The organism is Desulfitispora alkaliphila (assembly GCF_050433185.1).
Lineage (GTDB): Bacteria > Bacillota > Desulfitisporia > Desulfitisporales > Desulfitisporaceae > Desulfitispora > Desulfitispora alkaliphila.
The window spans coordinates 46,353-59,642 of sequence record NZ_JBNPXS010000017.1 but is presented as its reverse complement, the minus strand read 5'-3'; the positions used below and the strand labels follow the sequence as shown (position 1 = coordinate 59,642).

Annotated in this window: 9 protein-coding genes, 3 tRNA genes and 1 riboswitch; all 12 genes read right to left on the bottom strand. The window is 38.2% G+C overall.

The genetic code is table 11. The annotated features are described in order from the left end of the window. Positions 1–18 precede the first annotated feature (18 nt). Positions 19–94 (bottom strand) — tRNA-Glu (locus GGQ84_RS07955). Between the two features lie 35 nt (positions 95–129). Then, a tRNA-Ile gene (locus tag GGQ84_RS07950) sits at positions 130–204 on the bottom strand. Between the two features lie 6 nt (positions 205–210). After that, positions 211–285 (bottom strand) — tRNA-Asn (locus GGQ84_RS07945). A gap of 76 nt (positions 286–361) precedes the next feature. Next, entirely contained in the window at positions 362–1,450 is a 1,089-nt protein-coding gene (rpoD, locus tag GGQ84_RS07940; RefSeq protein ID WP_429161474.1) for an RNA polymerase sigma factor RpoD, read from the bottom strand. A gap of 51 nt (positions 1,451–1,501) precedes the next feature. Continuing rightward, complete coding sequence (gene dnaG, locus GGQ84_RS07935) at positions 1,502–3,319, bottom strand: DNA primase (RefSeq protein ID WP_429161473.1); 1,818 nt, start codon at positions 3,317–3,319, stop codon at positions 1,502–1,504. Positions 3,320–3,355: 36 nt separating this feature from the next. Then, a complete protein-coding gene (locus tag GGQ84_RS07930) occupies positions 3,356–3,829 on the bottom strand; it encodes a YaiI/YqxD family protein (RefSeq protein ID WP_429161471.1) in 474 nt (157 codons plus the stop codon). Between the two features lie 197 nt (positions 3,830–4,026). Further along, on the bottom strand, positions 4,027–5,382 hold the full coding sequence (gene mgtE, locus GGQ84_RS07925; protein WP_429161470.1) for a magnesium transporter: 1,356 nt from the start codon (positions 5,380–5,382) through the stop codon (positions 4,027–4,029). Between the two features lie 25 nt (positions 5,383–5,407). Continuing rightward, positions 5,408–6,409: a deoxyguanosinetriphosphate triphosphohydrolase gene (locus GGQ84_RS07920; RefSeq protein WP_429161468.1), complete on the bottom strand. Its 1,002-nt coding sequence runs from the start codon at positions 6,407–6,409 to the stop codon at positions 5,408–5,410. A gap of 127 nt (positions 6,410–6,536) precedes the next feature. Then, on the bottom strand, positions 6,537–7,238 hold the full coding sequence (gene pflA, locus GGQ84_RS07915; protein WP_429161482.1) for a pyruvate formate-lyase-activating protein: 702 nt from the start codon (positions 7,236–7,238) through the stop codon (positions 6,537–6,539). 23 nt (positions 7,239–7,261) lie between these two features. After that, the gene (gene pflB / locus GGQ84_RS07910; RefSeq protein ID WP_429161466.1) at positions 7,262–9,484 is read right to left on the bottom strand and encodes a formate C-acetyltransferase; all 2,223 of its coding nucleotides are present in this window, start codon (positions 9,482–9,484) and stop codon (positions 7,262–7,264) included. Positions 9,485–9,555: 71 nt separating this feature from the next. Then, a riboswitch (ZMP/ZTP riboswitch) is annotated at positions 9,556–9,635 on the bottom strand. 179 nt (positions 9,636–9,814) lie between these two features. Then, the gene (ppdK, locus tag GGQ84_RS07905; protein ID WP_429161464.1) at positions 9,815–12,466 is read right to left on the bottom strand and encodes a pyruvate, phosphate dikinase; all 2,652 of its coding nucleotides are present in this window, start codon (positions 12,464–12,466) and stop codon (positions 9,815–9,817) included. After that, positions 12,456–13,241: a pyruvate, water dikinase regulatory protein gene (locus GGQ84_RS07900; protein WP_429161462.1), complete on the bottom strand. Its 786-nt coding sequence runs from the start codon at positions 13,239–13,241 to the stop codon at positions 12,456–12,458. Before GGQ84_RS07900 ends, ppdK begins: the two co-directional genes overlap by 11 nt. Positions 13,242–13,290 lie beyond the last annotated feature (49 nt).

Below are 13,290 nucleotides of genomic sequence, written 5' to 3'. Positions count from 1 at the left end.
AGCTGAGCTAATCGCCCTTGGTGACCCGTACGGGATTCGAACCCGTGTTACCGCCGTGAAAGGGCGGTGTCTTAGACCCCTTGACCAACGGGCCACAATAGTATATACTTACAATATTTAAATAGAATTTGGTGGGCCCACCAGGGATCGAACCTGGGACCAACCGGTTATGAGCCGGTTGCTCTACCGCTGAGCTATAGGCCCAACATATGGCTCCCCGAGTAGGACTCGAACCTACAACCTACCGGTTAACAGCCGGTTGCTCCACCATTGAGCTATCGAGGAACGTTGCTTGTTTATCAGCGACAATTGTTATTATACGATATTTTTTCTATCAGGTCAATAGTAAATTTTGTTTTTTTTAATCTAAATAGTCTTTTAACTTTTTGCTTCGGCTAGGATGTCTTAGCTTACGAAGTGCTTTGGCCTCAATTTGTCTAATCCGCTCACGAGTCACACCAAATTCTTGACCTACTTCCTCTAATGTTCTGGAACGGCCATCATCTAACCCAAATCTAAGGCGCAAAACTTTCTCCTCTCTAGGAGTTAAGCTATCTAAAACCTGTACTAGTTGCTCCTTCAACAATATAAATGAAGCCGCCTCAGCAGGTGCAGGTGCATCCTCATCTTCAATGAAATCTCCTAGATGACTGTCTTCTTCTTCACCGATAGGAGTTTCCAAGGATACTGGCTCTTGAGCAATTTTCATAATCTCTCTAACACGCTCCACAGGGATATCCATTTCTTTAGCAATTTCTTCAGGTAATGGCTCCCTACCTAGCTCTTGCAACAATTGTCTTGAGACTCTAATTAGCTTATTTATAGTCTCAACCATATGCACAGGTATCCTGATGGTTCTCGCCTGGTCAGCTATCGCTCTTGTTATAGCCTGGCGAATCCACCAAGTCGCATAGGTACTAAACTTGTAACCTTTTGTATAATCGAATTTCTCTACCGCTTTAATAAGCCCTAAGTTTCCCTCTTGTATTAGGTCAAGGAACAGCATTCCTCGCCCTACATACCTTTTAGCAATACTTACTACCAATCTCAGGTTAGATTCTGCAAGCCTTCTCTTGGCCTCCTCATCCCCCTGCTCCATTCTCTTAGCTAGATCAATCTCTTCTTCCGCAGATAACAATGGTACTCTACCAATTTCCTTCAAGTACATACGAACAGGATCGTCAATTCCTACACCTTCTGGAACAGATAAATCTAATTCGTCCTCTTCCACTGTTTCCTCGTCAGCTTTATCTAAAATGGCCAGTTCTCCTGAAGCTGGAACCACATCAATACCCATACCGCCCAGTTGCTCATAAATATCATCGATTTGCTCTGGGGTTAATTCTATTCCATGAAGCGCATCTATTATTTCCTGGTCAGTAAGCATTTTTTGTTTTTTTCCTTTTTCAATTAGGCTTTTAACTATTTCCACTTTTTGATCTTGTGTCATATCTGTCTTCCCCCCTTCCGCCAGGGCTCTTATTCTATCATAGAAATTTATTTAATCACTGCTCACTAACTGTTGAATTTTAGTTAGTAGGACAATGGTTTTTGTCTGGTTGCCTGTTGTCTCTGCTTCGTGAAGCTCTTTTTGCAACTGTCTGATTCTTTCTTGTTTTTTACTTTGTTTTAAAATATTAGTATAATCTTTAACTAGTTGCTTAACATTAGAGAGTGAATCTATATCTTTAGCAAACAATTTGCCCAGCAATTCCAGCTCTTCATTCTCAGTGCACCTATCCATCAGTACTGATGGACTTATTTTATCTCTTTCTTTCTGCAACTGCTTAGCTTTGTTATACAAATCGCATACTGTTTTGTCAGTAAAAAAATCATCCCCTAATTCAGCTTCAACTGTATTCATTATTTGTTGGTCCTCTAGCATTAACCAAAATAGTTGTTGCTCTGCCTGTTTTCTAGCAGGCATTATTCCTTCATCTTTACTCTTCACTCTTTGGTTAGTATACCTATTTTTAACATTTTTATCCTCAATTTTATTATTGCTTCTTGTTACACTAATGCGCTCAAGTTCTTGCTTGACAGCTGTTTCTGAGATTTCCAACCTACTGGCAATTACGCCTATATAGTGCTCTTTTTCTACTGCACTTTCCACTCTTTCTAAATCACCTATTAGTGCCTGAACTATCTTTGCTTTTCCCGATATACTACTTAGCCCATACTTATCAATAGCATGTTTTAATTTGTACTCCACCAAAGATACTGCTTCGTTATTAAAATACGAAATAAATTTTTGTTTTCCATACTTTCTTAAATAATCATCAGGATCACATCCATGCGGCAGCTGCATCACGTTTACCCTACAGCCAGCATCTCTAAGTATTTCCATCCCTCTTAAAGTAGCTGCCTGACCTGCAACATCTGAATCGTAGGCTATTACTACATTAGATGTATATCGTGCTATTAACTGCGCTTGTTCTCTAGTAAAAGCAGTTCCTAGTGTAGCAACAATATTCTCAATCCCATATTGTTGAGCTACTATTACATCCATATAACCTTCCACAACTATTCCTTGATCCTTTGACTTCATCTCCTGCCCTGACCAGTTTAGTGCATAAAGATTATTTTTTTTATTAAATATCGGGGTTTCGGGTGTATTTAAATATTTTGGATGAGAATCATCTAGTACTCTACCACCAAATCCAATTACCCTCCCTGATGGGTTATATATGGGAAACATTACTCGATTTCTAAATCGGTCATAGTAGCCACTGCCTCGCTCCCTGGATATTACTAATCCAGCCTGTAGTAATTCTTTCTCACTAAACCCACGCTTAGTGGCCACCTTTATCAGACTATCCCAATTATTAGGAGCATACCCAAGGTTAAATTTGTTAATTGTTTCTACAGTAAGCCCTCGCTTGTTTAAGTACTCTAAGGCTAGGCGCCCAACATCTGATTCTTTCAGCAGGTAATGAAAGTACTTTCCAGCTAGCTCATTAACCTCTCTCAATCGCTCGCGGTGCTTTCGTTTGGCCTTCTCCTCTTCTGTCTCTTCTCTCTGAGGTAGAACTACTCCTGCTCTGTCTGCTAAACCAGAAATTACCTCTAAAAAGGTTTGTCCATGATAATTCATCATAAAGTTGATGATATTACCTGCGGCACCACAACCAAAACAATAATAAAACTGTTTTTCTTGATTTACAGAAAAAGAAGGTGTTTTTTCACTATGAAAAGGGCATAAACCATGATAGTTTTTCCCCTTTTTCTGCAATGGCAATGCTTCTCCAATGACTTGTACAATATCAAGTCTTGCCTTAATTTCTTCAATTATCTCTTCAGGTATACGCTGTTGCACCATTTAATCACCTTTACAAGGTTTATAGCACTAATTTCGTCAAAATCTTTCATTTTCCTCCTTTTTTGAAAAAAAGCATTCTGTTAAAAGAAGCTTTAAATTTCGTTTGAATTGAAGGCTACACTCTTTGTGAAAAGACTTTGGTCCTTTTACTCTTCCACCACTTTTCCTGATTACTTCGCTAGCGTGTCTTGCCTCTAATAGCATTTCAATATCTTTATCAGATATTATTTTACCTCTAGGCGTTATTGCTTTACATTTTTTTGCTAAACAAAGAGCTGCCAGCCCATAATCTTGAGTCACTACTATATCCCCTCTACTAGCTCTATTAACTATTTCCATATCTACTGCCTGCGAGGATGAATCTACTAAGATTACTTGCCCACAATTTAAACTAGCAGAAGAAAAGTGAGCCGTACTCATAACGAAAAATACATTGACTGAGTATTTAGCTGCAACCTCTTGTATTTCGTCCTTTACTGGGCAAGAATCAGCATCTATTAGCAGCTTCATTGGCCAACTCCTTTTCTGCCCATATAGTACGAATACACATATTCGCTATCATTCGTCATAATCCTTCCTTTTATTTAATTTAAAAAAATTTAAAAAGGGTGCTATCATTTTATTTTAACCATTATATGGGAAAATATTCTCTGCCATTATTACTTATTCGCAAAATCAGTTTAGATTCCTGCAGTGGTTTTTCAGTTTTATAAATATTCCATAAAACTGGTTGCAATCGAAAAGTAAACTGTAAGTCCAATAATGTCATTTACAGTTGTAATAAACGGGCCGGATGCTACCGCAGGGTCAACTCTTAATCTATTAAGTATTAGAGGTACTACAGCTCCAGTTAAGGTAGCCACAATTAGCGTAATCCACAAAGATAAGCCAATCACTAATCCTAAGTATGGATTCCCTTGCCACAGGTATGCAATTAGCGCAATAGATATTCCGTTTACTGTACCAATTATCAGCCCAACACCGGCTTCTCTCTTTATGAGCTTAAATATTGTTCCTTTTCCAAACTGTCCTAATGCCAGTCCTCTAACAACCACAGCTAGAGATTGTGTTCCTGTATTACCAGCCATATCCGCTATTAGGGGTATAAATATTGCTAAAATTACTACTGCCTCTAGTGTCTCTTCGAAATGGCTAATTATTGTTCCAGATAAAATTCCTACTACTAGAAGTATCATTAACCAAGGGAGTCGCTTTCGTGCTGCCCTGCCAGAACTAATATCTACAGTATCAATTTCATTAGCCTCACCTGATAAACCTGATAATTTAGAAATATCTTCTGTTGCCTCATCTTGCAGTACATCTATAATGTCATCCACAGTTACAATACCTAATAATTTTTTGTGAATATCTACTACAGGAATAGCTATTAAATCATACTTTTCTATTAAATCAGCTACTCCTTCTTGATCTAACTCCGGTGGTATTGCTAAAACATTACTATTCATCACATCTGCTAATTTATGATCTGGGTAAGCTAATATCAAGTCCCTTAACGACATTACTCCCAACAAGATGCCTTTATCGTCCACAATATAAATGTAATATATAGTTTCTGCTTTTTTGGCCTGCTTTTTCAACTGCTCTAAAGCTTCTTTAGCAGATATTTCTTTTGTAAGTGCTGCAAACTCTGTGGTCATCAATCCACCGGCACTAGTTTCAGGGTATTGTAATAGTTTCTTTACTCTGTCCTCATCTTCGTTGCTCATCAAGGAGAATAACTTTTTTTTCTGATCGTCCTCTAGTAGAATAATTAAATCTGCAACCTCATCATTTGGCATCCAGTTGAGTATTGATGCAGCTCTATCTACTCCCATTTCCCTAATGTATTTAACCTGCTTTTCTTCATCAATCATTTGAAATATTTCTGCTAAAGTTTGATCATCTAATGCGGAAAAGAACAGCTTCCTTTCCTTTTCTTTTAGTTGATTAGTTATTAATGCTAAGTCAAAGGGTTGAATTCTTTCTACTATTTTTTCTAATTGATTTAATTTGTCTTGTTTTAAAAGCTTTTTGATTTCCGTCAAACTATCCATATAGTTCATAAAGTTCACCTCTAGGATAGTTTGTTTAAAAAAGCCCAATTTTATTAGGAATAGCTTTAGGTCCAAAAATCTCTTTTGCCAAGTTTATAGCATATTGGTCAGTTAAACCAGCAATATAGTCAGTAACTACCTGATTTAAACTCCAATAATGTATTCTGTTAAAAAACTCTTCTGGCATAACTTCCGGATTTTTATAAAAATGATCAAACAGCTGAAATATTAAGTCTTCGGCTTCCCCCCGCTCTTTTTCTAGTGCAGAAGATAAATAAATCTTATCAAACATGAACTCTCTAAAAACATTCATGGCTTCCTCTACCTGATTACTCATAGAAATTTTACTTTTATTCATAGAGTTCATTATTACGTCCGAGACCATAGTAGTAATCATTATACTGGGCCTTGCACCTAATACCTCGACTACTAATGCTGGCAATTGTTCCTTTTTTATAAGTCCTGCTCGCAAGCTATCGTCAAAATCATGGCATAAATAGGCGATCCTATCACCAATACGAACAATTTGTCCCTCTTGGGTTGAGGGTATTTTTTTTCCTGTATGACATAAGATACCGTCTCTAACCCATTCTGTAAGATTTAGTCTCTCCAGATTCTCTACAGTGTGTACACTTTGTTCATTGTGATTGTAGTGACCTAAAATTTTCCTAAGTGCAAACTCACCTGCATGCCCAAAAGGTGTATGTCCCACATCATGTCCAAGGGCAATAGCCTCCACCAAATCCTCATTTAGCTTTAGCGCTTTAGCAATCGTTCTAGATATTTGAGCAACTTCCAGAGTATGCGTTAATCTGGTGCGATAATGGTCACCAGTAGGTGCCACAAATACTTGAGTCTTATGCTTAAGTCTGCGAAAAGCCTTGCTGTGAATGATTCTATCCCTATCTCTTTGGATATCAGTTCTAAAAGGGCACTTTTCTTCCATCCTATCTCTTGCAGCCTTAGCACTTAAGGCTGCATAGGGAGACAGCACCTGTCGCTCCAGCTTTTCCAAGTCTTCCCTTACAGTGACCATGGTAACATCACCTCACACAAATATGAGCTCATTAAATCATCCTACCACCTTAAATTTTTGTTCTAAAATTATTTCGACAAGAACTCAAATAAATCCTGCATTAAGAATAACAGAGCCCTAGCAAAAGCTAGAGCTCTGTATCTGTCTTTATCCTCCTCAGTTCCTCCGGACACATGGGACTTATATGATGATATGGATAAGGAATCCCCATGGCTTCATATTTGTGTACACCTAGGCTATGATATGGAAGTAATTGAATTTTTTCTATTGGTTTAAAATGTCCAAGCATTTCCTTCAGCTTATATATATGTTCTTTGCTATCTGTAACCCCGGGAACCACCACATGTCGGATCCATAGATCAGTGCTCGATTGATTCAACACATTCACAAAATCCCAAAAGACCTCCATATTTCCTCCAGTAAGTTCATTAAACCCTTTTTGGTGAATATGTTTAATGTCTAATATCACTAAGTCTGTATACTTTAAAATCTCTTCATAGCTGGCTATACCGTATCCAGAAGTGTCAATGGCTGTATGCAAGCCTTGATCCTTGCAGCCCTTTAAAAATTCTATCAAAAATTTTGGTTGCAAAAGTGGTTCTCCCCCAGAACAAGTGATTCCTCCACCTGAACTATTGAAATATTGCTGATACCTCTTTGCCCTTTGTACAAGCTCCTGAGCAGCCATTTTCTCTCCTCCTGAGGCTTTCCATGTATCTGGATTATGACAGTATTTACATCTTAGTTCACAGCCTTGAAAAAATACTACAAACCTTATTCCAGGGCCGTCTGTTAGACCCATAGTTTCTATAGAATGGACTTTTCCCATCATATGACCACTTCCCTTTTTGCCTACATCCATTGATGAAAAGTTCTTTTAATAACTTCAAGCTGTTGTTCTCTTGTTAATCTATTAAAATGAACTGCATAGCCTGAAACTCTTATTGTTAAAGTTGGATATTTTTCTGGATGTTCCACAGCATCCAAAAGAATCTCTCTATTCATTACATTCACATTCAAGTGATGGCCTCCTTGCATAAAATAACCATCAAGAATGGATGTCAACAGAGTTATCCGCTCTTCTTCGTCTCTACCCAATGCCTCAGGTACAATAGAAAATGTATTTGAAATACCATCCTGACAAGTAGAACGATAAGGCATCTTTGCTACAGTATTTAAAGATGCTAACCCACCATTAGTATCTCTACTGTGCATTGGATTGGCTCCAGGTGCAAAGGCTTCTCCATCCTTCCTCCCATCAGGTGTTGCTCCTGTCTTTTTTCCATAAACAATATTAGAAGTAATGGTAAGAACAGATAAAGTATGTTCCGCATTTCTATAGGTTGTATGTTTCCTTAACTCCTTGATAAATCTTTGTAAAATATCAATTGCAATATTATCTACTCGATCATCGTCGTTACCATACTTGGGAAAATCCCCTTCTATCTTAAAATCTACCGCAATTCCATTTTCCCTTACAGGCTTAACTTTTGCATATTTAATAGCACTTAAAGAGTCCGCAATTACTGATAAACCTGCCACCCCAAATGCCATAGTTCTACCCACCACAGTATCATGTAGTGCCATTAGGCCCGCTTCATAGGCATATTTGTCATGCATATAATGTATGATGTTCATAGTATTTACATACAATTCTGCCACATATACCAGTGCTTTTTGTAGGTTTTCCATTACTCTGTCATAGTCTAATTCCTCATCCAGCATTGGCTGAAGGCCAGGTACAATCTCTATCCCCTTTTTCTCATCAATTCCACCATTAATTGCATATAGCAATGTCTTTGCCAGATTGCATCGTGCTCCAAAAAACTGCATTTGCTTACCCAACTCCATAGCAGATACGCAACATGCAATTCCATAGTCATCTCCATAAATAGGCCTCATTATATTGTCATTCTCATATTGAATAGAATCGGTAGTGATAGACATTTTAGCACAATACCTTTTAAAGTTTTTCGGAAGCTTTTCTGACCATAAAATAGTTATATTGGGTTCAGGGGCTGCTCCTAAGTTATTGAGGGTATGAATAAAGCGATAGGATGTCTTTGTTACTAAGGATTTTCCATTACTCCCTATCCCTCCTATTGCTTCTGTAATCCAATTAGGATCTCCAGCAAACAATTCATTATACTCTGGTGTCCGTAAATGTCTTACCATCCTAAGCTTGATGACAAACTGATCAATGATTTCCTGGGCTTCCTCTTCAGTCAATATTCCTCTATCTAGATCTCTTTGTATATATATATCTATAAAAGTACTTACTCTTCCCAGTGACATAGCCGCACCATTATTTTCCTTAACCCCTGCCAAATATCCAAAGTATAAAAATTGTACTGCTTCTGTTGCATTTTTTGCAGGTACAGCTATATCAAATTCGTAGGTTTTCGCCATTTCCTTCATTTGATGAAGTGCCTTAATCTGTTGAGCCACTTCTTCTCTCTGCCTAATCTGCGCCTCATCCATTATGCCCTTTAAGTACTCTAGATCCTTTTTCTTTTCCTCTATAAGGAAATCCACACCATATAAAGGTATCCGTCGATAGTCCCCAATGATTCTTCCCCTTCCATATGCATCAGGAAGACCAGTCAACAATCCTACACTTCTAGCTTTTCTCATTTCTTTTGTATATGCATCAAAAACGCCCTGATTATGGGTTTTATGATATTTTTCAAATAATTCAATTTTGTGGTTGTATTCATATCCATAGGCATTAAGAGCATTCTTTACCATTCCAATTCCGCCAAATGGATTCACTATTCTTTTTAAAGGTTTATCTGTCTGTAGACCAACGATCGTCTCTTTATCTCTATCGATGTATCCTGGTTTGAAACTATCTATACCAGAGATGTTTCCTGTATCGATCCCTAGCACTCCCTTTTCCTGCTCCTCTAAAATTAAATCTCTGCAATGGTTCCATAGCGCTTGAGTTCTATCGGTTGACTCTGCCAAAAAACTATCATCTCCATTATAGAGACTATAGTTCTTTTGAATAAAATCCCTTACATCAATACGCTTTGTCCAATTTCCTTCACTAAATCCTGTCCACTCTTTTCTCATTATGATACCCTCCTCGGCATTTAATTGTCAGGCCCAGGGGCTGAATAAAAAAAATACAGACCACCTGAGCTTCTTTGGGCCCAGGCGGTCGGCATTTTTGAAATCACACTCCATGTGGTCTATTCCACTTCCGCCAGTCATGTGATTCTTTGCTTATAAAAATTTAGTTTTTGTAGCATTATTATAGTATTATACTAACTTTTTGTCAACAGAATAGTCATATATCCCTGTTACCTCTACATATTGTTCTAAAATACAGAAAATTAAATGGGTACTGTCTCTTAAATATCAAGAGACAATACCCTTAATTATATAATTCTAAGCTCTATTTTATTGGTCCTTGTTGTTAATCGCCGCCTGTGCAGCAGCAAGTCTAGCAATGGGTATTCGGAAGGGAGAGCAACTTACATAATTTAGACCTAGTTGCTGACAAAATTCTATTGAACTTGGATCTCCACCGTGTTCACCGCAAATTCCCATCTTTAGATCTGGTTTAGCTTCTCGCCCTAACTTCACTGCTGTCTTCATTAATTTACCTACACCATCTCTATCCAGTACTGCAAATGGATTGTTTTCTATAATTCCCTGGTCTACATAGTGATGTAAAAACTTACCTTCTGCATCATCTCGACTGAATCCAAAGGTAGTTTGAGTTAAGTCATTTGTTCCGAAGGAGAAGAATTGAGCTTCTTGAGCTATTTCATCTGCAGTTACGCACGCTCGCGGCATCTCAATCATTGTGCCCACAGTAAAGGTCAATGTAATTCCTCGCTCCTGTTCCACCTGCGCAGCTACATCTAGCACCAACTGCTTCAAACGTTTTAACTCTTCCCTGTGAATTACTAGTGGAATCATTATCTCTGGATATACTTCTACGCCTTCAGCCCGCAAGTCAGCAACTGCTTGTAAAATAGCCCTTGCTTGCATTGCATAGACTTCTGGGAAAGTAACTCCTAGTCTACATCCCCTGTGCCCTAACATTGGATTAAACTCAGAGATTACCCGAACTTGTTTGAGTAATTTTTCTTTTTCCGCTAATAGCTCTAAGTCGCTTTCTGTTATTTTAAGCTTTGTAATTTCCGTAATTAAGTCTTCGCTACTAGGTAAAAATTCATGTAATGGAGGATCTAAAAGTCTAATTGTAACAGGTAACCCTGCCATAGATTTTAAGATGCCATAAAAGTCATCTTGCTGCATGGGCAATAATTTATCTAACGCTTCTTGTCTTTCTGTTTGATTTTCTGCTAAAATCATATCTTGAACAATAGGCAATCTCTCTTGAGCCATAAACATGTGTTCCGTTCTACATAATCCTATACCTTCTGCTCCAAACTCCCTAGCCTTAGTAGCATCATTTGGTGTATCCGCATTTGCCCTTATGTTTAGCTCTCTCTTTTCATCAGCCCATTGCAGGATTTGCAGGAACTCAGAACTCAACTCTGGGTCAATCATTGGTACATTCCCATCTACTACATTACCGGCACTACCATCAATTGAAAGCATTTCTCCTTCTTTAATTACTTTATCACCAATTGTAAGTACTTTTTCCTTGTAGTCTATTTTGACAGCCTCGCAGCCACAAACGCAAGGTTTACCCATTCCCCGCGCTACTACTGCCGCATGGCTAGTCATACCACCTCTACTAGTCAAAATTCCTTGAGCTATGACGATCCCATGAATATCATCCGGTGTAGTTTCTGTTCTAACTAACAGCACCTTTTCACCAGCTTTGCCCAATTCTTCTGCCTTGTTAGCATCGAAAATTACCTTTCCACTAGCAGCACCTGGTGATGCGGGTAAACCTTTTGCTATCACTGTTAGTTTCGCTTCAGGGTCTATACGTCTATGCAGTAACTGATCAATTTGTAAAGGATCGATTCGCATAATTGCTTCTTCCTTTGTTATAACACCCTCGTCTACCATGTCATAGGCAATCTTCACTGCAGCAGCAGCTGTTCTCTTGCCAGATCTAGTCTGGAGCATGTAGAGTTTTCCGCCTTCTATGGTAAATTCAATATCCTGCATATCCCGATAATGGCTCTCTAATTTATTGCAGATATCCACAAATTGTTGATACACATGGGGCATATCCTGTTCTAAACTAGCAATGGGCTCTGGCGTTCTAATTCCAGCAACTACATCTTCCCCTTGCGCATTTATCAAGTATTCTCCATACAATAAGTTCTCTCCAGTAGAGGGGTTTCTAGTAAATGCCACCCCTGTACCACAGTCATTGCCCATATTTCCAAATACCATTGATTGAACGTTCACTGCTGTTCCTAAGTGGTCAGGAATATTATTTATCTTTCGGTACACTCTGGCCCTGTGATTATTCCAAGAATCAAAGACAGCTTTGATGGCCATTTCCAACTGCTCTATTGGTTTTTGCGGGAATGTTCTACCAGTATTTCTCTTTACTAGCACTTTATAGTCTTCAACTAACTCTTTTAGATCGTCAGCTGTTAGTTCATAGTCAAACTTAACCTCACGTTTCATCTTGTATTCTTCTAAGATGCTTTCAAATTGATAATGCTCAACACCCATAACTACATCGCTAAACATCTGAATAAAACGTCTGTAACAATCATAGGCAAACCTTTGATCATTAGTAGACTGTGCTAACCCTTTGATTGTCTCATCAGTTAGACCTAGGTTTAGAATTGTGTCCATCATTCCCGGCATAGAGACAACAGATCCGGATCGCACTGACAGCAATAGTGGGTTGTTTTGAGAACCAAATTCTTTACCTGTCTTTTGCTCTACATCCTTTATAGCTTCCTTTAGTTGCTCTTCCATTCCTTGAGGAAAGTTCCTTCCTTCCTCATAGTAACTATTGCAGGCTTTTGTAGTTATAGTAAGCCCTGGCGGAACAGGCAAACCAATATCTGTCATCTCTGCTAAATTAGCACCTTTTCCCCCTAAGAGTTCTCTCATTTTAGAATTTCCTTCAGCAAACAGGTAAGCATACTTTCTACTCTCCATGACGATCCCCCTTGAAATATAGTTCTAATACTTTACTGGCAGTCTCTTCGACCGCCCTATTAGTCACATCAATAATAGGACACCCAACTTTTTTCATTATCCGCTCTGCATACTCTAGTTCATCTAAAATTCTTTGCATATTTGCATAATCAGCACTAGCTGCTAAACCTAAGGTTTTCAATCTTTCTAGCCTTATACCATATAATAGTTCAGGACTAATAGTTAAGCCAACTACTTTTTTTGGCGGAAGCTTAAAGAGTTCTTCAGGCGGTGATACCTCTGGAACTAAAGGAACATTAGCTGCCTTTATGCGTTTATGAGCTAAATACATACATAGTGGCGTTTTAGATGTCCTTGAAATCCCTATAAAGACTATATCAGCATAAATCATACCACGAGGATCTTTTCCATCATCGTACTTCACAGCAAATTCTATTGCTTCAACTTTTCTAAAGTATTGGTCATCTAACTGATGTAAAAGTCCTGGTTGCATCTTGGGTTCAGTATTTGTAACTTTCCCTAATCCTTTAATCATGGGCCCTAATACATCAATTGCTTCTAAGTTTTTTTCATGACATTTATCTATAAGTAGTTGCTTCATACTCTCTATAACCAAGGTATATGCAATTATGCAATTGGGAATTGTAGAAGCCTCCTCAATGATGTCTAATATGTGTTCTTCATCTTTTACATAAGGAACTCGCTTTATTTCAATTTTTCCTGAGTTGAATTGACTACTAGCCGCTCTTGCCACAAATTCAGCCGTCTCTCCCAAGGAATCAGAGATTATGTATATAACAGGGTTTTTGTTCTCTGAAATTTGA